We start from the raw sequence: 23,239 nt of genomic DNA, 5'->3' as shown, positions 1-23,239 counted from the left end.
CATGGCGCATGTGCGCTATGCGTTCATCATGGAAGGCCTGGTCATGGAAGGGGCCCGGCCGCTCTCGCGGCCGGGCCCAGCTCCTGCGGTGGGCGGGTCAGCGCGCCGCGACCTGCGCGCCCTGGGCGTCTTCAGCCGCATCCGCCGACGGTGCGGACACCGAGTCGGGCGTCGCCGCCGACATCACGGCCGACGGCGGCACGGGCGCCGCCCCCGCGACCGCGATCGGCTGTGCGCCGGGCTCGGAGGCGCGGTGCTGCTTCTCGGGCGTGGGCAGCTCGCCCGATGCCCGCAGCGCCTCGAAGTGCGCCATCGCCTCAGCCTGGCGGCGGCCCTCGGCACCGGTCGCGATCTTCGCGCGCAGGTGCTCGTCGCCGAAGCCGAACGCCTCGACGAGGTCGAGCGCGTGCGGGCGCAGCTTCTGCAGCAGCCGGTCGATGGTCGAGGTGACGGCCTTCGAGCGGGCGCCCGAGAGGCGACCGTTCTCGAGGTGCCAAGCGGCGTGCTCCTCGACGATCGTGAGCGCGAACAGGTCGCGCAGGTGCGTCATGACCTTCTTGGTCGCCTCGGGTGCGCGCTCCACCGCGGCGTCGAGCGCGTCGTACTGCTGCAGCTCGACCCACGCCCGCGCGGCCTCGATGAGCTCGTGCTGCTCGGCGTTGAACGCGGCCGCGGCGAGCGCCTGCTCCTTCGGCGCGTGGCGCAGACGACCGGCGATCTCGGCGACCATCGTCTCGACCCGCTCCTCGAGCAGCTCGCGCTGCACGTCGCGGTCGCGCAGCGCCAGCGACGACTTCTTCACGTTGCGGAGGTCCTTCACATCCTGCGAGAGGGTGCGCAGGCCCGCGACCGAAGTGGCGCGGTCGAAGAACTGGTCGGCGGCGAAGCGCGCGATGTCGGCCTTCGACGCGCCCTTGAACTGCTTGGCGAAGTCGCCCAGCAGCCGCTTGCCGACCAGCTGCAGCAGCACGGTGTTGTCGCCCTCGAAGGTCACGTAGATGTCGAGGTCGGCGCGCAGCTGCACGAGGCGGTTCTCGCCCAGGAAGCCGGCGCCGCCGCAGGCCTCGCGCGCCTCCTGCAGTGTGTCGAGCGCCTGCCAGGTCGAGAGCGCCTTCAGGCCGGCGGCGAGCGTCTCGAGATCCTCGCGCTCGTCGGGGGTGTCGGTGCGGCCCGAGAACACGCCGTCGAACTTCGTCAGCAGGATCTCGTGCGCGTAGCGCTGCGCGAACGACTTCGCCAGGCGCGTGAAGAGGCGCCGCTGGTGCCGCCGGTAGTCGAGCAGCACCTCCTCCTGCACATCGCTGGACGCGTTGAACTGTCGGCGCTCGGCGCCGTAGCGGATCGCGATCGCGAGCGCCGCCTGCTGGGCGACCACCGCGGCGCCGTCGAGCGAGACGCGGCCCTGCACGAGCGTGCCGATCATGGTGAAGAAGCGACGGCCCGGGCTCTCGATCGGGCTCGAGTAGGTGCCGTCAGGGGCGACGTCGCCATAGCGGTTGAGCAGGTTGGTGCGGGGGACGCGCACGTCGGTGAAGTGCAGCCGGCCGTTGTCGATGCCGTTGAGGCCGCCCTTGTAGCCGTCGTCCTCGCCGCCGATGCCGGGCAGGAAGGCACCGGCGTCGTCGCGCAGCGGCACGTAGAAGGCGTGCACGCCGTGGTCGACGCCGCGGGTGATGAGCTTCGCGAAGACGACCGCGTGCTTGCCGTGCAGCGCAGCGTTGCCGAGGTAGTCCTTCCAGGCGCCGCGGAACGGCGTGTGGATGACGAACTCCTCGGCGGCCTCGTCGTAGGTGGCGGTGGTGGCGATCGAGGCGACGTCCGAGCCGTGGCCGGTCTCGGTCATCGCGAACGCGCCGGGCACCTCGAAGCGCATGATGGGCGGCAGGAACGTGTCGTGGTGGTGCTTGGTGCCCAGGTGCAGCACCGCCGCGCCGAACAGCCCGTACTGCACACCCGACTTGATCTGCAGGCTCGGGTCGGCGAGCACGAGCTCCTCGAAGCCGGCGATGTTGCCGCCGTGGTCGTCCTGGCCGCCGAGCCTCGTCGGGAACGCCGCGAGCACGGCGCCGTCGTCGACGAGCTGCTGCAGCTGCACGAGCGTGCGGGCCCGGTGGTCGGCCATCGTGAGGTCGTCGATGCGCTGGAAGCGCGGGTCGGCGACCTTGGCACGCGCGGCGAGGCGCTTGTCGGCCCAGGTGCCGAGCAGGTCGCGGCCGAGCCACTCGACGTCGACCTTGCCCTGGAGACGCGGACTCGTGGACGGCTGGCGGTCGGTGCGGTCGGCCATGGCTCCCCCTTCAGGTGCGGATGGCTCCCACGGTAGGCGCGCCGCCAGCGGGCCGCCCGAGGCTTGGCTCAGGCCGCAACCGCGCTGTCGGAGGGTGCGCGGTCGGTTGTGACGAACCGACAACGAGCCGACGCATCCGCTGTTCGAGATCGCAGGGCGCACGACACGGTGCGCCGCCGCCGGGCGTCAGTGCTGCAGCGTGCCCGTGCGGGTGCGTGCGGCGTCGAAGACCGTCTCGCCCGCGATCAGGGTCTGCGCGATGGGCATGCTGCGCAGCGCGGCGGCGATCTCGTTCGGCGAGCCGACGCGCGGGGGCTCGGCGCCGAGCACGACCAGGTCGGCGGGCTCGCCCGGCGCGATGCGGGTGCGGCTCGAGACGGCGATCGCCTCGGCGAGCGTGATGGCCTCCTCGGGCTGCCAGGGCTGCTCGTCGCCGCGCGTACGGGTGACGGCGGTGGCGATCGCGAGCCACGGGTCGAGGGGCGTGACCGGCGCGTCGGAGCCGAGCACCACGCCGACGCCGGCGTCGAGCAGCGACCGCAGGCGGAAGGCGTCGCGGCTGCGGTCGGCCCAGAGCGCGGCGGTCAGCTCGCGGTCGTCGAGGGCATGCTCGGGCTGGAGCGAGGCCGTGATGCCGAGCGTCGCCAGGCGCGGGATGTCGACGCCGGCGACGAGCTGCGCGTGCTCGATGCGGCCGCGGCGGCTCGCGTCTCGCCCGGCACGCTCGAAGGCGTCGATCGCCGCGGTCACCGCCGCGTCGCCGATCGCGTGCACGCTCGCGTCGATGCCGAGCTCGGTCGCGCGCGCGAGCAGCCGGTCGAGCTCGGCATCGTCGACGTTGCGCACGCCGGTGCGCGGCTCGTCGCCGTGCCCGTACGGATGCGCCGTCCACGCCGTGCGGGTGCCGAGCGAGCCGTCCGAGATCACCTTGAAGCGGCCGACGCGCGCTCGCCCGCCGAGGCTGTCGCCGGTGCGCAGCCCGCGCTCCGCGGCGAGCTCGAGATCCTTGGCGTAGATGCCGACCTCGACACGCAGCGGTGTCGAGCCGCTCCGGCGCATCCAGTCGCCGACGGCATCGTCGAACTCGAGGTCGACGACGCCCACGACGCCGCGCGCGGCAGCGGCGGCCAGGGCGTCGACGACGTGACGATCGAGCGTGTCGCTGTCGAGCATCCGCTCGACCGTGCTGAGGGCGGCGAACGCCGCGTCCTCGCGCAGCAGGGGCTCGTCGAGCTCGATGCCGAGTCGCTCGAGCATCGCCGAGTTGGGCCAGGAGCAGTGGACGTCGCTCGACACGATCAGGGTGGGGATGCCGCCGGTCGCGCGGTCGAGGAGCTCACGGGTGGGCGGGGCGGGCCAGAGGCCGTCGCGCATGCCGACGAGCACGAGCGGTTCGGGGCCTTCGTGCTGCCGCGCCGTCTCGGCGGCGATGGCGGCCGCCGCCTCGGCGGTGGGGGCCTCGAGCACGGATCGACGCGTGCGGTGCCGGGCCCACTGGCCCATGTGGGTGTGCTCGTCCCAGAGGCCCGGGATGACCGTCGCGCCCTCGAGGTCGCGCCGCTCCCCCGCCGACGGCGTCGACCCCGCAGGGCTCACCCGCTCGATGTCGCCGTCGACGATGTCGATGTCGGTCAGGGAGCCGTCGAGCAGGCGGGCGTTCGCGAGGCGCATGCCTCCATTGTGCGTGAGCGACGGTCAGTGGGCGCTGCGCGGCTCGCGGCGTCTGGCGATGCGCTCGGCGTCGGGCTTGCGGCGCGGCTCGCGCTGGCGCACGAGCATGATGACGGTGGCGATCGCTCCGGAGGTGCCGATCGCCGCGACGACGGCGGGCCACGTGGGATCCATCGCGACGGAGCTGAACCAGTTGTCCATGCTCCGATGATGCGCCTGACGCGGCGCCGCCGCCAGAGGCGATCTCCGGCGGCGGCGGGCGGCGGTGCGCGTGGCGCGGGTTCACACGGCGCCGGCCCAGAGCCGGGCGTCGGCGAGCTGCTTCGGACGCGGGCCGGCGGGCTGCGTGAGCTGGGGTGCGAGGCCGTTGCCCGGGGCGTCGAGCTGGTGCGCGATGCGCTCCTCGGTCTCGACCGCGAGGCGGCGAGCCTCGCGATCGTCGGTGCGGTCGCGCAGCTGCGCGAGGCGCTCCGGGTCGGCGGCGACGCGCGGGGCACGCTGACGGAGGAGTGCGACGAGGGTGCCAAGCAGTGCGACGGCAGCGAGGGCGACGAGGAGGAAGAGGAAGGTGGTGTTCATGGCAGAAAGTCTGCGCTTGTCAAGATCCCGCCACCAGTGGCAGAATGGTCAATACTCGATAAGATTCTGCCAATGCCGTTTCGCCGCGTCGACGAGGAGGTCACCATGCTGCGAGTCGCCTGCATCATCGACGACGAGGTGAGCGCGTTCGAGCTGGCGGTGGCCGCTGAGGTCTTCGGCACCGACCGCACCGATCGCGGCGTGCCCCGCAACGACTTCCGCGTCGTCACGCCCACGCCCGGACCGGTGCGCGTCGCCGGCGGCCTCGGCCTGCCGGTGATGGTCGAGGAGGATCTCGCCTTCGCCGACGAGGCCGACATCGTGATCGTCACGCCCTACGAGCAGTGCAGCACCGATGTGGAGTGCAGCCTGCCCGTGGCCCGCGTGCTGCAGCGCGCGGTGGCCCGCGGCGCTCGGGTGCTGACCATGTGCACGGGCGCCTTCGTCGCCGCCCGCTCCGGGGTGCTCGACGGCCGTCGGATCGCGACCCACTGGGCGCACGCCGACGACCTGGCCGCCCAGTTCCCCGAGCTCGTCGTCGAGCGCGACGCCCTCTGGGTCGACGACGGGCCCGTCACCTCGAGCGCCGGCACCGCCGCCGCCATCGACGCATCGCTGCACCTGATCCGCGAGCTGCAGGGCGCGCAGGTGGCTGCCACGATCGCCCGGTCGATGGTGGTGCCGCCGCTGCGCGACGGCGGCCAGAGCCAGTTCGCCGTCGGGCCCGTGGCCGAGCAGCGCGCAGAGACGCTTGCGCCGCTGATCGACTGGATGGCCGAGCACCTCGACGAGGAGCACTCGGTCGCCGAGCTCGCGCGCCGCGCGAACCTGTCGGAGCGCACGTTCGCGCGGCGGTTCCGCGACGAGCTGGGCACCACGCCCGCGGCGTGGCTCACCTCGCAGCGCGTGCAGCGCGCGCAGGCGCTGCTCGAGGCGACCGATCTGGGGCTGGATGCGGTGGCCCAGCAGGCGGGATTCGGCACCGCCGCGCTGCTGCGGCATCACTTCACCCGCCAGCTGGGCGTGGCGCCGTCGGCCTACCGCCGGCGCTTCGCGTGCCCGGAGCCGGTGCACGCCTGACGCCGGACCGGCCATCTCCGGTACGCGCTTGCCGCTCGGGGACGCTCTCGGACGCATCCGCGTACCGGAATCGCGCCGCGTCGCACGCGGCAGCGGGCAGTGGCCAGCGGGCCTCAGCCCAGGGCGCTCCAGCCTTCAGGCATGAAGCCCTCGGCCTCGAGCACGAAGCGCCCGATCGGGGTCGCCGGCTTCTTCTTGACCTTCGCGACCGACGAGCGCAGCTCCTTGAACGACTTGCCGTAGACGGTCACCTCGCGGCGACCCTCGAACTCCTGGTCGGGGCGCTCGCGCGGGATCGTCAGCACGCGACCGGCAGCCCACTCGGGCTCGTTCGGCATCACCGGCTGCAGCTCGACCGTCCGCCCCTCCGGGAACAGGAAGCCGCCGAACGCGACCGGGTCGCCGCCGCCTACGGGGGTGAGCCAACGCATCCACTGACCGGGATCGAAATCGGGCAGCGGATGCGTCGCCTCGGCCTCGATGGCACGTCGCGTGCCGACGAGCCATCGCTCGTACTCGCGATCGTCGTCGCCGTCGGCGACGTAGAGCTGCAGATCGAGGAGCGCATCGGGACCCTCGAGCGCGCCGGGCTCGATCTCGAGCGTGTCGGCGCGCACGGCGCCGTAGGCCCACGGGTGCAGTGCCTTGCCGAAGCGGGTCGCGGGCTCGACGACGAGGCCGCCCGACTCCTCGTCGCGCTCGGCCTCGACGCGGAACGCCTTGCCCTGCGCGTCGAGCGCCCAGAGCCCGTAGGGGTTGACCGGCTGCTCGCCCTCCCGCTCGGCGGGCTGCGACTGCGGCTGGAAGAACTCGGCGTGCGAGGCGATGAGCAGGTCGCGCTCGTCGGACTCCCACTCGTCGTCGAGCGTCGTGTCGGTGCGCACCTCGTTTCCGCGAGCTTCGGGCTCGAGGTCGATCTCGACCATCCAAGAGCCGAGCTCGTCGAGGTCGACGACCTGCTTGATCATCGTCGAGTAGGTGCCGGGCGGGATCTCGCCGGCACCCTCCGGCACCAGCACATAGGTACGGGCGAGCTGCATCGGCGGGTTCGAGAGCGCGATCTCGACGATCGGCCCGCGTCGGCTCTCGAGGAAGCCGTGGAAGGGGAAGTCGAGCTCGCCGACGGTCTGGGTCACGGTGCAACGGTAGCCGCTGGGATCGCGGCCCGGCGCCCGAGTCAGTCGAGCAGCGCGCCGCTCCCGGGCGGCAGCGTCAGCTGCTCGTCGACCGCGACGGCGGGATCGGTCGCGAAGCGCAGGCGCCGCTTGGTCACCGGCACCGTCTGCGGCTCCGCGCCGAAGTTGATGACGATCTCGACCGCGTCAGGGGTGTCGGCGCCGCGCACCAGCCGCAGCACGCGGGCCTCGTCGTCGACCTCCACGCGGCTGCGCCGCCAGTGCGGGTCGGTGAGCGGCTCGAGCTCGCGCCGCAGCCGGGCCAGCTGCCGGTAGCCGTCGAGCACGCGCGCGTGCCGCTCGCCCCCCAGCTCGCGCCAGTCGAGCTTCGAGCGCTCGAAGGTCGCCGGATCCTGCGGGTCGGGCACGACCGACGGATCCCACCCCATCCGCTCGAACTCCTCGAGCCTGCCCTCGGCGGTGGCGCGGCCGAGCTCGGGCTCCGGGTGCGAGGTGAAGAACTGGAACGGGGTCGACGCGGCCCACTCCTCGCCCATGAACAGCATCGGCGTGAACGGCCCGGCGTAGAGCACGAGCGCCGCGCACAGCAGCTGCGACTCGGTGAGCGCCTCGGTGATGCGGTCGCCGCGGGCGCGGTTGCCGATCTGGTCGTGGTTCTGCGCGCTCACGACCAGCCGCCACGAGAGCGAGCGGTCGAGGTCGATCGGATGCCCGTGGTCGCGACCCCGGAACGACGAGAAGGTGCCGTCGTGGAAGAAGCCGCGCTCGAGCGCCTTCGCGAGCGCCGACAGCGGCGCGAAGTCGGCGTAGTAGCCGTCGGTCTCGCCGGTGAGCGCCACGTGCAGGCCGTGGTGCAGGTCGTCGGACCACTGCGCGTCGAGGCCGTAGCCGCCGGCCTCGCGCGGCGTGATGAGCGTCGGGTCGTTGAGGTCGCTCTCGGCGATCAGTTCGAGCGGCCGCCCCAGGTGCGCCGCGAGCGCCGCGGTCTCGACCGCCATCTGCTCGAGGATGTGCACGCCGCCCCGCTCGACCCACGCCTCGTCGCGCAGCGCGTGCACGGCGTCGAGCCGCAGCGCGTCGACGTGCATCTGCTCGAACCAGAACCGCACGTTGTCGAGCACCATGCGGCGCACCGCCGGCTCGGCCAGGTTCAGGTGCTCGCCCCACGTCGACCGGCCCTCGCTCGAGAGGTACGGGCCGAACAGCGGCAGGTAGTTGCCGGAGGGGCCGAGGTGGTTGTGCACGACGTCCTGCACCACGGCGAGCCCCGCGGCGTGGGCGGCGTCGACGAAGCGCTGGTAGGCGTCGGGGCCGCCGTAGCCCTCGTGCACCGCGAACCACGCGACGCCGTCGTAGCCCCAGTTGTGCGTGCCGTTGAAGCCGTTCACGGGCAGCAGCTCGACGTGCGTGACGCCGAGCTCGAGCAGGTGGCCGAGCCGCTCGGCCGCCGCATCGAGGGTGCCCTCGGGCGTGAACGTGCCGATGTGCAGCTCGTAGAGCACTCCCCCGGCGATCGGCCGGCCCGTCCAGCCGCCGTCTGCCCAGTCGTGGGCGGATGCGTCCCACACGCGGGAGCGCTCGTGCACTCCGCGCGGCTGGCGCAGGCTCCGCGGGTCGGGCCGCACCGCGTCGTCGTCGCCGATCTGGAAGCCGTAGTCGCCGCGCGCCGCGAGCGCGTGCCACCAGCCGTCCTCGGCGCGCGTCATCTCGACGCTCTCCTCGCCGGCGACCACGCGCATCCGCTCGGCCGACGGCGCCCAGACCCGGTACTCGTGCAGCTCGCTCATGCCGCCCATCGTCGCATCGGCGCCTCAGCGCGCGGTGTGCGCGAGCGTCGCCCGCCGAGCGCAGGTCAGCGCAGGTCGTCAGCCCGCAGCGCGCGATCGCCGCCTGCGCGGGTGCTCGCGATACCAGCGGCCCGTCACGGGCGCGGCCAGCAGCACGGCGGCCAGCCCGATCGCTCCCGCCACCAGCAGGATGAGGATCGCCGGCGTCACTTGCGCTGTAGCAGCGATCAGCACGACCTGCAGCGCCACGAAGGCAGCTAGCGCGATGACGACCCAGCGCGCCCAGCGGTGCCCCAGCCCCGCCAGCACCAGCGTCGTCGCGAGCAGCAGCAGTGCCGCGATAGGGACGCCCAGTCCCACCCAGGGATCGAGTCCCTGGTCTCCGACGGTCGACCACAGCGAGAGCATCAGGATCATCGGCGTGACCGACGCCAGCCCGATCCAGAGCACTCCGAGGCCGACGAAGAGGGTCCACGGAGGACCGCCCCGCTGATCGCCTGGCCGCGGGGCGGTCGGCGCGGCCGTCGGCGCGTGGTCGACCATGTCAGGCGCGACGGAGCGGCGTCGGACGCGGTGCGCGATGCCGCTGCAGCAGCGGCGCCGTCAGCAGCAGCACGCCGCCCACCACCGCGGCACTGGCCGCAAACCACTCGAGCATGCGGTCGGTCTGCGCGGGAGAGTTGGCCGCCGCCTCGGTCGCGGCGATCGAGAGCGCCGCGAAGATGCCCACACCGCCGACCGCCAGGCCGAGCGCCCCGTCGAGCACCCGCAGGCCGTTGCTGCGCAGCGCGCCGAGCAGCAGCAGGAAGGTGCCGAGCAGCACCACCCAGGTGATCGAGGTGTACAGGGCGGTCGTGACGCTCGCGCCGAAGTCGTTCGGCAGCGTCGCCCACAGCCACTGCGTGAAGAGCACGCCCTGCCACGCGAACACCGCCCAGACGGCGAACAGCAGCACGAGCCCGAGCACCGCGATCCAGGTGGATCGGGGGCTGCGCACCTCGTCGTCGACGGCCGTCATGGGCGCAGGATAGCCGCGTCGAGGATCGCCGGACAAGGGTCGGTCTCGACGCGTCTCGAGACCCGCGGGTGCGGATCAGTCGACGAGCGTGAGCAGCGCCACGGGCAGCATGTCGAGCAGGCTCGCCAGCCGCGTCTCGCCGCCGGAGACGACCCGGCCGGTGAGCAGGTCGCGCCACCGCGCGCCGTCGTCGCCGCGCGGAGGCAGGTGCAGCGTGGTCTCGCCCCAGCCGCCCCGGGCGGCCAGGCCGATCGGCAGCCGCGTCGCGATCGCGATCGCGCCGCCGCGATCGAAGGCGAGCACGTGCTGCTCGGCCTCGCCCGACGCGCGCACGGCCTCGTAGCGGTCGAAGCGCTCCGGATGTGCCCGGCGCAGCCGCAGGGCCTCGCGCACGAGCCGCACCTTCGCGACCTCGAGGTCCCAGTCCCCGGTGAGGGGCGCATCCGCCTCTTGCCGCAGCGCATCCATGCGCGCCCAGTCGACGGGGCGGCGGTTGTCGGGGTCGACGAGCGACTGCTCGAGCGCCTCGGAGCCCTGATAGATGTCGGGGAACCCCGGGATCATGAGGTTCAGCAGCTTCGCCGACAGCACGTTCGACCGGAAGCCGGCCTCGGTGTCGGCGAGGAACGCCTCGACGGCATGGCTCGCCGGCTCGGCGCGCACGCTGCGCACCAGGTCGGCGAGGTGCGCCTCGAAGCGCGTGTCGGGGTCGGTCCAGTGCGTGATGGCGTCGGCCTCGCGGGCGGCCTTCTCCATGTAGGCCACCAGGCGCTCCTCGCTCGCGGGCCAGGCCCCCACGACCGCCTGCAGCAGCAGGTTGACGAACGCGCGGCCGCGGTTCGGCGCGAAGACGAGCAGCTTGTCGAGCAGCGCCTCCCACCGCTCGGGCACCTCGGCGATCGTGGTGATGCGCGCCCGCACATCCTCACCGCGCTTCGTGTCGTGCGTCGAGAGCGCGTTCATCGCGAGCGGCCACTCGGCCTGCCGCTTCGCCATCGAGGTGTGGAAGTCGTGGATCGTGACGTCGAAGACCTCGGGGTCGCCGCCGACCTCGTTGAGGCTCGTCAGGCGCGAGTAGCGGTAGAACGCCGTGTCCTCCACGCCCTTCGCCATCACCATGCCGCTCGTCTGCTGGAACCGCAGCGCCGCCTCATGACGTGCGTTGCCGAGGACCGGCAGCAGCGCGTCGATCGTGTCGGCCAGCTCTGGTCGGTGCCCCTTCGCCCGCTCCGCAGCGGTGCCCAGGTGCTCGAGCCCGTCCGGCAGGTAGGAGCGGTACACCGGGAAGCAGGCGAGCAACTCAGCGATCGCGTCTGCGGTGTCGGCGGGCGCGCCCTGGTGACCCCACGCATCCGCCGCCCGCACCTCGCGCTCGAGCCGCAGCACCTCGGCGCGCAGGATGCCGTCGGCGATGCGTCGCTTCGTGCGGTGCGTCAGCTCGGCCCAGTCGACGTGCTCGCCGCCGCGCAGGCGCGCGTCGAGCTCGTCCAGCGGCTCGGCGCCGGCGGGGTCGGTGAGCACCCGATCGATGAGCCCGAGGGTGTCGTAGCCGGTGGTGCCCGCGGTCGCCCAGCGCGGCAGCTCCTCGCCCGGCTCGAGGATCTTCTCGACCAGCACGAAGGCGCCGCCGGTCAGCCGGTCGAGGTCGTCGAGGTAGCCGGCCGGGTCGCGCAGGCCGTCGGGGTGGTCGACGCGCAGGCCCTGCACCAGCCGCTGGTCGAACCAGCGCGCGATCTCGACGTGCGTCGAGTCGAAGACCTCTGGCAGCTCGACCCGCACCGCGGCGAGGGTCGTGACGGCGAAGAAGCGCCGGTAGTTCAGCTGGTCGTCGGCCTGCTGCCAGTGCCCCAGGCGGTAGTGCTGGCGCTCGAGCACCTCCTGCGGCGTGCCCTCGCCCGTGCCGGGCGCGACGGGCAGCCGGGTGTCCCAGTAGCGCAGCGCCTCGGCGTCGCCATCGGCCCCGCGCTCGACCTCGAGGTGGCCGACCGTGCCGTCCGCCGACCAGTCGTCGTCGCCGACGATCGGCAGCAGCAGCCTGCCGCCACCCGCCTCCCAGTCGATGTCGAACGCATCCGCCAACGGGCTCTCGCGACCGTCGCGCAGCACCTGCCACCACCAGCTGTTGTGCTCGGGCACCGCGACGCCCATGTGGTTGGGCACGATGTCGACCAGCACGCCCATGCCCAGCCGCCGCGCCTCGGCCGCCAGCGCCTCGAGCCCCGCCTCCCCCCCGCGCGACTCGTCGACGCGCGAGTGCGAGACGACGTCGTAGCCGTGGTCGGAGCCGTGCTCGGCCTGCAGGATCGGCGACAGGTACACCCAGTCGGCGCCGAGGTCGGCGAGCGCCTCGAGCCGCTTCGCAGCGTCGAAGAGCGTGAACCGCTCGGTGATCTGCAGACGGTAGGTGCTGCGGGGCGCGTGCACTTCGGCTCCTCGTGGTGCGACCAGGGGTGGGCGGTCGGCGGTCGGCGGTCAGCGGTCGGGGTCGGCTTCGGGGATGACCGCCTCGTCGCCCGGCTCGATGGGCTCGCCGGGCTTCGGGGCGGGGGCGGATGCGTGCAGCGGGCGCACGTCGGTGGCGGTCGTCTCGCGCGTGGTCACCGGGCCGGGCGCGCTCGTGGAGGTCGCCGCGATCGACGCGGCGACCGAGAAGTCCTGGTCGACGGGTGCCAGGTGCTCGCGCAGCACGGCGATCGAGCGCGGCGCGATGCGCCCCACCTCGCCCGCCCGGATGGGGCCCTCGGACGACTCCTGCGCACCCGTGTCGATGAGCACATCCCACGCCTCGGCGTACTCCGCCGGCGGCACCACCAGCTCGCGCTCCTCGTCGGAGGCGTTGCAGTAGATGAGGAAGTGGTTGTCGGTGATCTGCTCGCCACGGGCACCGCGGCCGGCGATGCCGTCGCCGTTGAGGTACATGCCGAGCGCCTTCTCGTCGGAGGCGCCCTCCCAGTCGGAGGGCTCCATCGGCGTGCCGTCGATGCGCAGCCAGACGATGTCGTTGAGGCGCTCGCCGTCACCGGTGCGCACCGTGTCGCCGGTGAAGAAGCGCTTGCGGCGGAACGTCGGGTGGTCGTGGCGCAGCTTCGCGATCGCCGCGGTGAACTCGATGAGCGGCTGGTCGACGCTCGACCAGTCGATCCAGCTGAGCTCGGAGTCCTGCGCGTAGGTGTTGTTGTTGCCCTGCTGCGTGCGGCCGAGCTCGTCGCCGTGCAGGATCATCGGCACGCCCTGGCTGAGCAGCAGGGTCGCCAGGAAGTTGCGCTGCTGGCGGGCGCGGGTCGCGAGGATCTCGGGGTCGTCGGTGGGCCCCTCCTCGCCGTAGTTGTAGGAGCGGTTGTGGCTCTCGCCGTCGTTGCCGTCCTCGCCGTTGGCGTCGTTGTGCTTCTCGTTGTAGCTGACGAGGTCGCGCAGCGTGAAGCCGTCGTGGGCGGTGACGAAGTTGATCGAGGCGACCGGTCGCCTGCCGGAGTGCTCGTAGAGGTCGGCCGAGCCGGCCAGCCGGCTCGCGAACTCGCCCAGCGCCGTCGGCTCGCCGCGCCAGAAGTCGCGCACCTGGTCGCGGTACTTGCCGTTCCACTCGGTCCACTGCGGCGGGAAGTTGCCCACCTGGTAGCCGCCCGGGCCGATGTCCCAGGGCTCGGCGATGAGCTTGACCTGGCTGATCACCGGATCCTGCTGCACGAGCTCGAAGAAGGTGGAGAGCTTGTCGACGTCGTAGAACTCACGCGCGAGGGTGGCGGCGAGGTCGAAGCGGAACCCGTCGACGTGCATCTCGGTCACCCAGTAGCGCAGGCTGTCCATGATCAGCTGCAGCGCGTGCGGGCTGCCGGCGTTCAGGCTGTTGCCGGTGCCCGTGTAGTCCATGTAGTGCTGCTCGTCGCCCTCGACCAGGCGGTAGTAGGCGCGGTTGTCGATGCCGCGCCAGCTGAGCGTCGGGCCCAGGTGGTTGCCCTCGGCCGTGTGGTTGTAGACGACGTCGAGGATGACCTCGATGTCGGCGGCGTGCATGGCCTTCACCATCGCCTTGAACTCCTGCACCTGCTGGCCGCGCTCGCCCGTGGCGGCGTACTCGGCGTGCGGCGAGAAGAAGCTGAGCGTGTTGTAGCCCCAGTAGTTGCGCAGGCCCTTCTCGACCAGCACCGCGTCGTGCACGAACTGGTGCACGGGCATCAGCTCGAGGGCGGTGATGCCGATCTTCTTCAGGTGCGCGATGACCGACGGATGCGCGAGGCCCGCGTAGGTGCCGCGGAGCGCCTCGGGCACATCCGGGTGCGTCTGGGTGAGGCCCTTGACGTGCGCCTCGTAGATGACGGACTCGTTGTACGGCCGGTTCGGGGCGCGGTCGCCCGTCCAGTCGAAGAACGGGTTGATGACGACGCCCTTCGCCATGTGCGGGGCGCTGTCGTCGTCGTTGCGGCTGGTCGGGTCGCCGAAGTCGTAGCTGTGCAGCGGCTGCCCCCACTCGATGGTGCCGCTGGTGGCCTTCGCGTAGGGGTCGAGGAGCAGCTTGCTCGGATTGTGGCGATGGCCGCTCGACGGGTCGTACTCGCCGTGCACGCGGTAGCCGTAGCGCTGCCCTGGCTGCACGCTCGGCAGGTAGGCGTGCCAGACGTAGGCGTCGACCTCGATGAGCTCGATGCGCGTCTCGACGTCGTCGTCGTCGAAGAGGCAGAGCTCGATCTTGTCGGCCGACTCGCTGTAGATCGCGAAGTTGGTGCCGGTGCCGTCGAAGGTCGCGCCGAGCGGATAGGGCTCGCCTGGCCAGACCTGCAGCTCGGGGGCGGTTGCGGTGTCAGTCACTCTGCCGAGTGTAGGTCGCGGCTCTCCTGGCGACCTGGGTGCGGGTGTTTCGGTCGCGTGAAGAGTGGCTGCTGGTGCCGATGCTGCTCGCGGGGGCGGCGCCGATGCGGCAGGATCGCCCGCATGATCTCGCTCCACCACGTGCAGCTCGCGATGCCCGCCGACGGCGCCGAGGCCGCCCGCGCGTATTGGGCGGGCGCGATCGGGCTCGTCGAGGTCGAGCAGCCGAGCGCCATCCGCCCGCTCGGCGGCTGCTGGTTCCGCGCCATCGACGGCGATCGGGTGACCGCCGAGGTGCACGTCGGCATCGAGCAGCCCTTCTCACCGGCTCGCAAGGCGCATCCCGCGCTCGTCGTGGCCGATGCCGAGGCGCTCGACGCGGTTGCCGAGCGCTTGCGCGCGGGCGGATTCCTCGTCGACGAGTCGCAGCGCACGACCTACGACGGCTACGTGCGGTTCCACTCGGCCGACCCGTTCGGCAACCGCGTGGAGGTGCTTGCGCCGGCGTAGCCCGGCTCAGTCGCCGACCACGCGCTCCTCGCCGCCCGTGATGCGCAGCAGCTCGTCGTAGGTGAGCATGAAGACGGTGTCGGGCGTACCCGCCGCGGCCGAGAGCTGCGGGTAGTCGCGCAGCGCCACGTCGACGATCGTGCGGATCGGTGCGGGATGGCCGAGCGGTGCGACGCCGCCGATCACCTGGCCGGTGGCCGCCCGCACCTGCGCGGGCGTCGCGCGCTCGATCGGGCCCTCGCCGAGCTGCGTGGCGAGCGCGACCGTGTCGACGCGGTGGCGACCCGACGTCATGACCAGCAGCGGCGCATCCGCCATCTGGAAGATGAGCGAGTTGGCGATCGCGCCGACCTCGATGCCCAGGGCCGCCGCAGCCGCCTTGGCGGTGTGCACGCCCTCGTCGAAGTGGATGATCTCGCGGTCGATGCCGAGCTCGAGCAGCTGCTGCCGGATGCCGTCGGCCTTGGTGGGGAGCGCCATGCCACTCATCATGCCCGCTCGGCCGGCCGAGCCTGACGCACAACGCAAGCCGTCTCGCCGATGCTCGCGGGCATGGGGCCCGGTGGCGCGGATGCGTGGCTGGAGCGCGCGGATGGGCTTGCGTTGTGCAGGGGGCTGGGCGGGCCGCAGGCGCGGCGGGCCGCAGGCGCGGCGGGTCGGTCAGGCGATGCGGCTGCCCGCCGCGAGCGTGCGGGCCGGGGCGCGCACCGCGGCGATCGCTCCCCAGACTGCGGACGCCGCGAGCAGCGCGTGGATGCCCATGCCGACGAACCAGCTGGGCGCGGTGCGCTCGTAGATGTCGGCGGAGGGATCCTGCCAGTTGCCCTGGGAGTCGTAGTCGGCGCAGGACTCGACGTGCGGCGGCTCCTGGATCGTGCGCACGCCCAGCGCGATCTGCCCGAACACGTCGTCGGGGTAGCCGTCGCCGCCGAAGTGCGGCGGGATCGCGTCGGCGAGGATCACGTAGGGGTTCGCGGCGAGCATCCACCAGACCCGGTCGGGCCGGGCGATGACCGTCTCGTACGTGCGGTCGGTGTCGACGCAGGTCGCCACCCCGCTGACCTCGTCGTAGTCGAAGCGGATCTCGTTGCGGGTCTCCTCCGACTGGAAGGCGATCGTCGCGACGCCGAAGCCGATGAGCGTGCCCACGCTGAGGAACGCGACCACCAGGTAGGTGACCACCGTGGAGAAGATGGGCTTGCGGATGACGCCCGAGAGGCCCACGCCGATCGCCGAGATGACGCCGATCTCGAGCACCACCATGGGGATCGAGATGAGCACCGCCTCGAGCCGGAGGCCGCCGAGCATCGCCGAGATGACCATGAACGGCACGCACACGGCGAGGAAGCCGAGCGAGGCGATCCACGAGCCGAGCACCTTGCCGAGCACGAGCTGGGCGCCGGTCACCTGCGTGACCTGGGTGGAGGCGAGCGTGCCCGCGTCGCGGTCGCCGTTGATGGCGTTGCCGCTCAGCGCGGGCGTGACGAGCGACGTGACCAGCATCACCAGGAAGATCGTGGTGGCGAAGATCGCGCCGCCCAGGTCGCGCTGGTAGCCCTGCAGCGACAGGAACAGCACGACGATCACCCCGCCGACCACGAGGCCGACGACGCCGAGCAGCACGTACCAGGCGACCGAGCGCACCCGCTGCGCGAGCTCGAGGCCGACGACGACGCCCAGCATGCGCAGCCAGGGGCCGACGCCGGCGCGGGCGGCGGCTGCCGGGCGAGCCTCGACGGGCGGGCCGTCGGGCGACTGCAGGGTCTGCTGGCTCATCGCGCGCCTCCTGCGGGGCTGTGAAGGTGGGGGCTCTGCGGGCCGGGGCCGCCGTGGTGGTTGGCCAGGCCCAGGTAGGTGCGCTCGATGTCGCCGACCGCCGGCGCGAAGTGGGTGACCGCGACGCCCGCGCCGACGAGCCTCGCCAGCACCTCGGCCGCATGCTCCTCGCGGTCGAGCGCCACGTAGGCGAGGTCGCCCTCGAGTCGCACGCGGTCGAAGGCGACGCCGATGTGGGCGAGCTGGAAGCTGAGCGCGCGCGGATCGAGGGCGCGGATGCGCCACTCGCGCGTCGCCTGCTGCGCCAGCACCAGCCGCTCGCCGCCGACGACCTCGCCGCGGTCGACGAACACGGCGTCGTCGGCCATCTCGTCGAGCTCCGACAGGTCGTGGCTCGAGATCAGCACGGTGCCGCCCGCCTCGGCGAACGAGCGCAGCAGGCCGCGCAGCTCGACCCGGCTGGTGGGGTCGAGCCCGGCTGCCGGCTCGTCGAGCAGCAGCACGCGCGGGCGGTGCACCAGCGCGCGGGCGAGCCCGAGGCGCTGCTGCTGGCCGCGGGAGAGCACGCGGCTGGGGCGGTGCGCGAGCTCCTCGAGCCGGGCGTCGATGATCAGCTCGATCGCCCGCTCGCGCGCGGCCGCCCGCGACATGCCGTGCAGGCGGCCCACCGCGATGAGGATCTGGTCGGGCGACAGCGAGCGCCAGGTGCCGAGCACATCCGGCATCCAGCCCATGGCACGGCGGACGGCCTTCGGGTCGCGCATCGGGTCGGCGCCGTCGACGCGGATCGCTCCCGCGTCGGGTGCGAGCAGCGACGCGAGCATCAGCAGCAGCGTCGTCTTGCCGGCGCCGTTCGGGCCGATGAGGCCGGTGACGCGACCGGGCTTCGCGTGGAAGGTCATCTCGCGCACCGCCTGCACGCTGCCGAAGCTGCGGGCCACGTGCTCGACGACGATGCCGCCGGCGCCCAGCTCGACCGGTGACGGCTGGTGCGTCAGCGGATCGGCGAAGACAGGCGGGGCGGATGCGGGGATCGGCTCGGGCGCGCCGGGCGCCGGAGCGCTGGTGGTCGGGTTGCTCACGCGGTCGTCTTCGATCGGGGCTGCTGCCTCATAGCGCTCATCCTGCCGGGAGGATCGGCGGAACGCCCGCAGTTCGCGCCGAAGATCCGCCCGGAGGATGATGCCGACGACCTGCGGGGGCGACCCTAGGCTGGGTCGGTGCCGCGCATCCCCCGCCCCTCGCTCGCAGGGCTCGGGTCGGGTGGGCTGCTCGCCGGCGTCCTGCTGGTGCTGTGCGCGATCGCGTCGGTGCAGCTGGGTGCCTCGATCGCGAAGACGGTGTTCGACCGGATCGATCCGGCAGCGATGACGCTCCTGCGGCTGGCCTTCGGAGCCGCGGTGATCCTGCTCATCGCGCGCCCGCGCATCCGCTCGTGGAACGGCCCCGCCTGGCGCTCGATGCTCTTCCTCGGGCTCTCGCTCGCGTCGATGAACCTCATCTTCTACATCGCGCTCGCCCGCATCCCGATCGCGGTGGCGGTGACGCTCGAGCTGATCGGGCCGCTGATCCTGGCGCTCGTGCAGTCGCGGCGGCTGGTCGACTTCGTCTGGGTGGGCGTCGCCGCGATCGGCGTGGGCGTGATCGGCGTGCAGTCGTTCACGGGGGATCTCGACCCGCTGGGGGTGGTGCTCGCGCTCGTCGCGGGCGGCTGCTGGGCGGCGTACATCTTGGCGTCGGCATCGGTCGGCCGCCACGTCGCGGGCGTCGGCGGACTCGCGGGCGCCCTGGTGATCGGCACGCTCGCGGTGCTGCCGTTCGGCCTGCTGCCGGCGATCGACGCCATCGGCGCCGACCCGAGCGTGCTGCTGCCGGCGTTCCTCGTCGCGATGCTGTCGAGCGCGATCGCGTACGGCCTCGAGCTGCTGGCGCTGCGGCGGGTGCCGACGCGGGTGTTCGGCATCCTGATGTCGCTCGAGCCGGCCTCGGCGGCGATCTTCGCGTTCCTGGTGATCGGCGAGGTGCTCAGCGGCTGGGATCTGCTCGCGCTCGCGCTGGTGATCGTCGCGTCGGCGGGCGTGGCGGTGACCGCGGCGCGCGGACGGCGCGAGCCGCCGCCGACGTCCGGGGCCGAGCCGCCGGGGCAGGTGCCGCCGCTGCCGTAGCCGGATCGGCGCGGCAGGGCTCAGCGCGTCGTGCAGCGTGGCCCCGCCCCGCGCCGCACGTACACTCGCTGCACGCCGGCGCCGCTGCCGCGCCCGTCTGGGAGGAACGCCCATGGAGCTGCGCTCCCCCGCCTCGGTCGACGAGGCGATCGCCTGGCTGCGCTCGGCCACGAGCACCATCGACACGGCCGCGAACCGGGCGCTGCTGTCAGCGGGATCGCTCGAGCGCACCTTCGCCAGCGGCAAGCGGCGGCCCGAGCTCGTGTGGGCGGCGACCGAGGCGTCGCGCGTGCTCGGGCTGATCGCGGCGCGCGACTACGGCGATGCGCGGCTGATCGACGTGCTCGCGCTGGCCACCGATGCGGCGTGGGCGCCGTCCATCGTCGCCGAGGCGACGGCATGGGCCGCGGAGAGCGCGGAGGCGGAGCTCTCGTTCGGCGCGCCCGCGCAGGCCCCGCTCGACGACCCCCAGGTGCGCGCGCTGCTGGCACTGGTCGAAGCAGCCGGCTGGCGGATGCTCGTCACGCGCCGTCACTACGAGCTGCCCGCCGGCGCGCTGACCAGCCGCGCGACGCCCGACCTGGTGCTCGAGCGGGCTCGCGAGGGCGACGAGGATCGGCTGGCCGCGCTGCTCGAGCACGTGGTCGCGGGCTCGCGCGACGCGCGCGACGCTGCGGCGGTCGCCGAAGTCGGCGCCGAGCGCGCCGCCAGGAAGCTCGCGCTCGACCTGCTCGACGCCGACCCGATCGACTGCATCCGCTTCGCCGTCGACGACGGCCGCGACGTCGGCATGGTCTCGTGGCTGACCGTGCCGAGCGGCTACGGGTTCCTGCTGCGGGTCGGGGTCGCCGAGCGGGCGCGCGGCCGCGGGCTCGGGCGCGACCTGGTCGCGGCGGCCACCGCCGACCTGCTCGCGAGCGGCGCGCACACGCTCATCGCCGACACCGACGACGCCAACGCGCCCATGCGTCGCGCCTTCGACGCCGAGGGCTGGTCGGCGACCGAGGCGCGGATCGACCTGCACCTGCCGTGAGCCGCGCCGCCGAGCGCCCGCCGCGCCTCGGGGCCCCCTTCGCCACCCACAGCCCGCCCATGGGCCGCGCGCCTACGCTCGCCGCATGAGCCTGCGTCACCCTGCCCCTGACCCCGTCGCTCCCGGCCAGGAGTCGGTGTGGGACTACCCGCGTCCGCCGGCACTGCGCGCCAGCGACGCCCGCATCGTGGTGACGCTCGGCGGGGTGCGCGTCTGCGAGACGACGGCCAGCTGGCAGGTGCTCGAGACCTCGCACCCGCCGACCTACTACCTGCCGCGCTCGGCCTTCCTGCCGGGCGCGCTGCGGCCGGCGGCCGGCCAGTCGTTCTGCGAGTGGAAGGGGCGGGCCGCCTATCTCGACGTGCTGGGCGGCGATGCCGTCGCGGCCCGTGCCGCGTGGCTCTACCCCGAGCCGAACGACCGCTTCACCGCGCTGCGCGAGCACGTCGCGCTCTATCCCGGCGCCATGGACGAGGTGCTCGTCGACGGCGAGCACGTCGTGCCGCAGCCGGGCGGCTTCTACGGCGGCTGGATCACCTCGGCCGTGGCCGGGCCGTTCAAGGGCGGCCCCGGCAGCATGGGCTGGTAGCGCTCGCACGAAGCGCTCGCGCAGACGGCCGCGAGGTTTGCGACGATGGATGCGTGGAGCAGCACGACGAGGAGGCACGGCGCTGGGCGCGACCCGGCTCGCCCTCCGCGCCCGCTGACGAGCGCAGGGCGGCGACGCCGCCGCCCGTCGCCCCGGCGGCCGCTCCCTCGCCGGCGGCACCGTGGACGCGCGGAGCCCGCGCGACCCGGGAGCCCGAGGACGCATCCGACGCCCTGATCGGCAGCGTGGCCGTGCCGCAGCTGCCGTGGGAGGAGCCTCCCGCGGTCGACGCCGAGGCACGCCGCGAGCCGCGCATGTGGCCGGTCGCCGCCGGCATCGCGGCGCTGGCGGTGCTCGGCAGCATCCCGCACTGGGTCGCGCCGACCGTGGCGCTGATGGTGTCGCTGGTGGGCATCCCGATCGCGTGGGGCTTCCGTCGCATCTCGCACGGCCGGCGGCGCGTGCAGTACATCGTGGTCGTGATGACGCTGCTGCTCACGGCAGCGCTGGCGGTGATCGCGCCGCTCGTGTGGCTCGAGCTGGGGGTGCTGCAGCCGCTGCGCGTGCCGGAGTGACCGGTCGAGGCGCGGCTGGCGCGCGTGGCGCTCAGGAGGTGCGTCGCGGGTGCAGCCAGGGCTGCGCGAGCCGGGTGATGAACGGCAGGATCAGGCCCACCATGATCGGCGCCAGGATGACCGTCGAGATGAGCAGGCGCAGCGGCAGCAGCAGGTCGTCGAAGCCGGGAATCAGCCCGAGCAGCCAGCTGATGAGCACGTTCATCGGGAAGAACGCCAGCCACACGATGACGATCTGCTTCCACCGGGGTGGCGCTGGCGCGACCTGACGGATCTCGACGCGGGCGTCGTCGTCGACCACGACGCCCTCGGGCGCGTCGAACCAGCCCTCGATGCCCGTGCGACGCTCGATGCGCGACTCCTTCGCGAAGGTCGCGCCCGACGTGAGCCACTGCTGCCGCTCGGGGCTGCCCTCCCAGGCGTCGAGCGTCGCGCGATCCGCGAAGCGGTAGATCATGTGCCAGCGGTTCGTCTCGGGCGACTCGCGCACCCAGCCGGCGCCGAGGAAGCCGTCGAAGTGCGTGGCCAGGTCGACGCCGTGGCGCACCCAGACCTGCGCGTACCGATCCATGCTCGAGTCGACCTCGCGCTCGATGGCGACGGTGATCGGTGCCTGCTCCATGCCTCCACCGTGGCAGATCGCAGGTTTCGCGCGCATGACGGCGAGGCGGGCGCCGATGCCGTGCGCGGCTCGGCCCCGCGGCGGCGCCGCTTGGGCGCTGATGTCAGCAGGTGCCGTTCTGCTGCAGCGCAGGGTCGTCGATGATGCCGCCGGCGATGTCGAAGCGGGCGATGAGCTCCTCGTCGACGACCTCGATCGACTGCAGGGTCATGGCGGCCGGCAGCGAGTCGGCGATGCACAGCCGCCGATCCTGCAGGATCGGGTCGGCAAGGCTGCCGAACTGGGCGCGCAGCCCGTCGGCGGTGACCGTCGCCCCGGCGACCGTGCCCTCGACGGGCGTCAGCACGATCTGGCCGTCTGCGGCGCTCGGCTCGAGCGTGATGCCGAGCGGGATCGCGGCTCCCAGCAGCTCGACCTCTGTGGCGGCCGTCACGTTGGGCGCCTCGAGCTCGACCGAGTCGGCCGGGAAGCCATCGATCGTCGCCAGCAGCGAGCGCAGCTGCTCGGTCGTCATGCGCACCTCGGCGGTGCCACCGGCCGCCGGCGCGTCGGCGCGGATCGGGATCTCCTGCCCGTCGGCGACGACGTCGCCGGTGAACGCGCCGATGGTGACGTCCTGCGAGGCCAGGTGCACGTCGCGGAGGCTGCCCCCGATCAGCTGCGGGATGAGGATCCCCTCGACCTCCACGTCGACCGGGTGATCGGCCGGCAGCGCGAGCCGCTCGACCACGGCGGCGCGCACCATGTCGGGCACGAGCTGGCGGGCGATGAGCTCGGCGCCCACCGCGAGCACCGCCATCACGGCGACCGCGATCGCGATGCCGATCGCCCAGCGGCCGCGGCTGCGCCTGGTGCGCGGGCTCATCGGCGATCCGGGGAGCAGGTGGGGCGAGCGAGAGGGCTGGTCATACGGGGCATCGTAGGCGGACGCGCCGAGTGCGACCGGCGAGGGGCTGCCTCACCGCTCGAGGCGCAGCAGCACGAGGCCGCGATCGGCGAGCGCGACCTGCAGCTCGTCGAGCGTGGGCGACCTGTCGACGTTGATGCGCAGCCCCAGTCGGTTCGCGCGCCGCAGCCCGGTGGCCCCGATCATCGTCGCGAACGCACGGGCGACGGCGTCCGGGTCGTCGACCAGCTCGCCGTGCGCGCGCCGACGATGCCCGTCGATCGTCACCTCGAGGGCTGCGCCGCCGCGCAGGTTGTGCTTCCAGGCGCCGCCGGCCGACACCACCAGCGCGCCGTCGATCTCGTGCCGACCGACGGGCACGTCGTAGGTGCGCCCGGACCGACGGCCCGTGATGTGGAGCAGCAGCATCTCGGCGCTGAGCATGCGATGCAGCGGCGAGCGCAACACGGCGCGGATGATCGGATTGGCAACGCGCAGCACGGTCGGCGGGAGCAGCAGCTCCTCCACCGCGATCCGTTGCTCACCCATGGCACGAACTGTCCTCGCTCGGGCGGCGGCTGTACAGGACACGGAGCGAGGAGGGCTCGGAGCGACGAAGGCCCGGTCGAAGACCGGGCCTGAAGGAGCGGATGACGGGCGCGGAGGTCCAGTGGACCTCCGCGTGGTCCCACCAGTGCGGCCGCAGGCCGCGCGGCCGTGGG

The 23,239-nt window shown here is 73.1% G+C and carries 22 protein-coding genes; 6 read left to right on the top strand and 16 right to left on the bottom strand.

The window, feature by feature from the left end:
• Window positions 1–97 precede the first annotated feature (97 nt).
• The 4 genes from Q9250_RS02160 to Q9250_RS02145 all read right to left on the bottom strand — a co-directional run bounded on the left by Q9250_RS02160 (window position 98) and on the right by Q9250_RS02145 (window position 4,537).
• A complete protein-coding gene (locus tag Q9250_RS02160) occupies window positions 98–2,287 on the bottom strand; it encodes an acyl-CoA dehydrogenase family protein (protein WP_306232935.1) in 2,190 nt (729 codons plus the stop codon).
• A 186-nt stretch (window positions 2,288–2,473) separates the two neighbouring features.
• Complete coding sequence (locus Q9250_RS02155) at window positions 2,474–3,958, bottom strand: amidohydrolase (RefSeq protein WP_306232934.1); 1,485 nt, start codon at window positions 3,956–3,958, stop codon at window positions 2,474–2,476.
• Window positions 3,959–3,982: 24 nt separating this feature from the next.
• Entirely contained in the window at window positions 3,983–4,159 is a 177-nt protein-coding gene (locus Q9250_RS02150; protein WP_306232933.1) for a hypothetical protein, read from the bottom strand.
• An 81-nt stretch (window positions 4,160–4,240) separates the two neighbouring features.
• Entirely contained in the window at window positions 4,241–4,537 is a 297-nt protein-coding gene (locus Q9250_RS02145) for a hypothetical protein (protein WP_306232932.1), read from the bottom strand.
• Between the two features lie 72 nt (window positions 4,538–4,609).
• On the opposite strand from Q9250_RS02145, the gene Q9250_RS02140 reads away from it, so the two are divergent.
• Complete coding sequence (locus Q9250_RS02140; protein ID WP_306232931.1) at window positions 4,610–5,617, top strand: GlxA family transcriptional regulator; 1,008 nt, start codon at window positions 4,610–4,612, stop codon at window positions 5,615–5,617.
• Window positions 5,618–5,730: 113 nt separating this feature from the next.
• On the opposite strand, the gene Q9250_RS02135 is transcribed toward Q9250_RS02140, so the two are convergent.
• The 6 genes from Q9250_RS02135 to glgX form a co-directional block, all read right to left on the bottom strand.
• Entirely contained in the window at window positions 5,731–6,753 is a 1,023-nt protein-coding gene (locus tag Q9250_RS02135; protein ID WP_306232930.1) for a hypothetical protein, read from the bottom strand.
• A gap of 41 nt (window positions 6,754–6,794) precedes the next feature.
• Window positions 6,795–8,540 (bottom strand): malto-oligosyltrehalose trehalohydrolase, encoded by a 1,746-nt coding sequence (gene treZ / locus Q9250_RS02130; RefSeq protein WP_306232929.1) that lies wholly within the window; start codon window positions 8,538–8,540, stop codon window positions 6,795–6,797.
• Between the two features lie 78 nt (window positions 8,541–8,618).
• Complete coding sequence (locus tag Q9250_RS02125) at window positions 8,619–9,083, bottom strand: hypothetical protein (protein WP_306232928.1); 465 nt, start codon at window positions 9,081–9,083, stop codon at window positions 8,619–8,621.
• 1 nt (window position 9,084) lies between these two features.
• Window positions 9,085–9,558 carry a hypothetical protein gene (locus Q9250_RS02120; RefSeq protein ID WP_306232927.1) on the bottom strand — a complete coding sequence of 158 codons (474 nt, stop codon included), beginning with the start codon at window positions 9,556–9,558 and terminating at the stop codon, window positions 9,085–9,087.
• A gap of 75 nt (window positions 9,559–9,633) precedes the next feature.
• Window positions 9,634–11,982 carry a malto-oligosyltrehalose synthase gene (gene treY / locus Q9250_RS02115; protein WP_306232926.1) on the bottom strand — a complete coding sequence of 783 codons (2,349 nt, stop codon included), beginning with the start codon at window positions 11,980–11,982 and terminating at the stop codon, window positions 9,634–9,636.
• A 48-nt stretch (window positions 11,983–12,030) separates the two neighbouring features.
• A complete protein-coding gene (gene glgX, locus Q9250_RS02110) occupies window positions 12,031–14,334 on the bottom strand; it encodes a glycogen debranching protein GlgX (RefSeq protein ID WP_306233882.1) in 2,304 nt (767 codons plus the stop codon).
• A gap of 150 nt (window positions 14,335–14,484) precedes the next feature.
• Here glgX and Q9250_RS02105 point away from each other — a divergent pair, with 150 nt between their 5' ends.
• Window positions 14,485–14,871: a VOC family protein gene (locus tag Q9250_RS02105; protein WP_306232925.1), complete on the top strand. Its 387-nt coding sequence runs from the start codon at window positions 14,485–14,487 to the stop codon at window positions 14,869–14,871.
• A 6-nt stretch (window positions 14,872–14,877) separates the two neighbouring features.
• Here the strand turns inward: Q9250_RS02105 and Q9250_RS02100 are convergent, their stop codons facing one another.
• The 3 genes from Q9250_RS02100 to Q9250_RS02090 all read right to left on the bottom strand — a co-directional run bounded on the left by Q9250_RS02100 (window position 14,878) and on the right by Q9250_RS02090 (window position 17,729).
• Window positions 14,878–15,351, bottom strand: a complete 474-nt coding sequence (locus Q9250_RS02100) for a YbaK/EbsC family protein (RefSeq protein WP_306232924.1) — start codon at window positions 15,349–15,351, stop codon at window positions 14,878–14,880.
• Window positions 15,352–15,531: 180 nt separating this feature from the next.
• Window positions 15,532–16,647 (bottom strand): ABC transporter permease, encoded by a 1,116-nt coding sequence (locus Q9250_RS02095; RefSeq protein ID WP_306232923.1) that lies wholly within the window; start codon window positions 16,645–16,647, stop codon window positions 15,532–15,534.
• Window positions 16,644–17,729: an ABC transporter ATP-binding protein gene (locus Q9250_RS02090; RefSeq protein ID WP_306232922.1), complete on the bottom strand. Its 1,086-nt coding sequence runs from the start codon at window positions 17,727–17,729 to the stop codon at window positions 16,644–16,646. The genes Q9250_RS02095 and Q9250_RS02090 overlap by 4 nt, the downstream gene beginning before the upstream one ends.
• A gap of 138 nt (window positions 17,730–17,867) precedes the next feature.
• On the opposite strand from Q9250_RS02090, the gene Q9250_RS02085 reads away from it, so the two are divergent.
• From Q9250_RS02085 to Q9250_RS02070, 4 genes are all read left to right on the top strand, one after another.
• Window positions 17,868–18,812 carry an EamA family transporter gene (locus Q9250_RS02085; protein WP_306232921.1) on the top strand — a complete coding sequence of 315 codons (945 nt, stop codon included), beginning with the start codon at window positions 17,868–17,870 and terminating at the stop codon, window positions 18,810–18,812.
• Between the two features lie 112 nt (window positions 18,813–18,924).
• Window positions 18,925–19,845, top strand: a complete 921-nt coding sequence (locus Q9250_RS02080; protein ID WP_306232920.1) for a GNAT family N-acetyltransferase — start codon at window positions 18,925–18,927, stop codon at window positions 19,843–19,845.
• A 91-nt stretch (window positions 19,846–19,936) separates the two neighbouring features.
• A complete protein-coding gene (locus tag Q9250_RS02075) occupies window positions 19,937–20,434 on the top strand; it encodes a DUF427 domain-containing protein (protein ID WP_422665087.1) in 498 nt (165 codons plus the stop codon).
• A gap of 53 nt (window positions 20,435–20,487) precedes the next feature.
• Window positions 20,488–21,009, top strand: coding sequence for a hypothetical protein (locus Q9250_RS02070; RefSeq protein WP_306232918.1), 522 nt, complete (start codon window positions 20,488–20,490; stop codon window positions 21,007–21,009).
• Window positions 21,010–21,040: 31 nt separating this feature from the next.
• On the opposite strand, the gene Q9250_RS02065 is transcribed toward Q9250_RS02070, so the two are convergent.
• The 3 genes from Q9250_RS02065 to Q9250_RS02055 form a co-directional block, all read right to left on the bottom strand.
• Complete coding sequence (locus tag Q9250_RS02065) at window positions 21,041–21,631, bottom strand: antibiotic biosynthesis monooxygenase (protein ID WP_306232917.1); 591 nt, start codon at window positions 21,629–21,631, stop codon at window positions 21,041–21,043.
• A gap of 103 nt (window positions 21,632–21,734) precedes the next feature.
• Window positions 21,735–22,496, bottom strand: a complete 762-nt coding sequence (locus Q9250_RS02060) for an LmeA family phospholipid-binding protein (RefSeq protein WP_306232916.1) — start codon at window positions 22,494–22,496, stop codon at window positions 21,735–21,737.
• A gap of 93 nt (window positions 22,497–22,589) precedes the next feature.
• Window positions 22,590–23,066 (bottom strand): nitroreductase/quinone reductase family protein, encoded by a 477-nt coding sequence (locus Q9250_RS02055; protein ID WP_306232915.1) that lies wholly within the window; start codon window positions 23,064–23,066, stop codon window positions 22,590–22,592.
• Between the last annotated feature and the right edge of the window lie 173 nt (window positions 23,067–23,239).

This window comes from Agrococcus beijingensis, assembly GCF_030758955.1.
Classification (GTDB): Bacteria; Actinomycetota; Actinomycetes; order Actinomycetales; family Microbacteriaceae; genus Agrococcus; species Agrococcus beijingensis.
This window is presented reverse-complemented; position numbering and strand designations above follow the sequence as displayed.

Coding starts and splice junctions, on each gene's coding strand:
- Q9250_RS02160 (WP_306232935.1), bottom strand. CDS start 2,287: ATGGCCGACCGCACCGACCGCCAGCCGTCCACGAGTCCGCGTCTCCAG.
- Q9250_RS02155 (WP_306232934.1), bottom strand. CDS start 3,958: ATGCGCCTCGCGAACGCCCGCCTGCTCGACGGCTCCCTGACCGACATC.
- Q9250_RS02150 (WP_306232933.1), bottom strand. CDS start 4,159: ATGGACAACTGGTTCAGCTCCGTCGCGATGGATCCCACGTGGCCCGCC.
- Q9250_RS02145 (WP_306232932.1), bottom strand. CDS start 4,537: ATGAACACCACCTTCCTCTTCCTCCTCGTCGCCCTCGCTGCCGTCGCA.
- Q9250_RS02140 (WP_306232931.1), top strand. CDS start 4,610: ATGCCGTTTCGCCGCGTCGACGAGGAGGTCACCATGCTGCGAGTCGCC.
- treZ (WP_306232929.1), bottom strand. CDS start 8,540: ATGAGCGAGCTGCACGAGTACCGGGTCTGGGCGCCGTCGGCCGAGCGG.
- Q9250_RS02125 (WP_306232928.1), bottom strand. CDS start 9,083: ATGGTCGACCACGCGCCGACGGCCGCGCCGACCGCCCCGCGGCCAGGC.
- Q9250_RS02120 (WP_306232927.1), bottom strand. CDS start 9,558: ATGACGGCCGTCGACGACGAGGTGCGCAGCCCCCGATCCACCTGGATC.
- Q9250_RS02105 (WP_306232925.1), top strand. CDS start 14,485: ATGATCTCGCTCCACCACGTGCAGCTCGCGATGCCCGCCGACGGCGCC.
- Q9250_RS02100 (WP_306232924.1), bottom strand. CDS start 15,351: ATGGCGCTCCCCACCAAGGCCGACGGCATCCGGCAGCAGCTGCTCGAG.
- Q9250_RS02095 (WP_306232923.1), bottom strand. CDS start 16,647: ATGAGCCAGCAGACCCTGCAGTCGCCCGACGGCCCGCCCGTCGAGGCT.
- Q9250_RS02080 (WP_306232920.1), top strand. CDS start 18,925: ATGGAGCTGCGCTCCCCCGCCTCGGTCGACGAGGCGATCGCCTGGCTG.
- Q9250_RS02065 (WP_306232917.1), bottom strand. CDS start 21,631: ATGGAGCAGGCACCGATCACCGTCGCCATCGAGCGCGAGGTCGACTCG.
- Q9250_RS02060 (WP_306232916.1), bottom strand. CDS start 22,496: ATGAGCCCGCGCACCAGGCGCAGCCGCGGCCGCTGGGCGATCGGCATC.
- Q9250_RS02055 (WP_306232915.1), bottom strand. CDS start 23,066: ATGGGTGAGCAACGGATCGCGGTGGAGGAGCTGCTGCTCCCGCCGACC.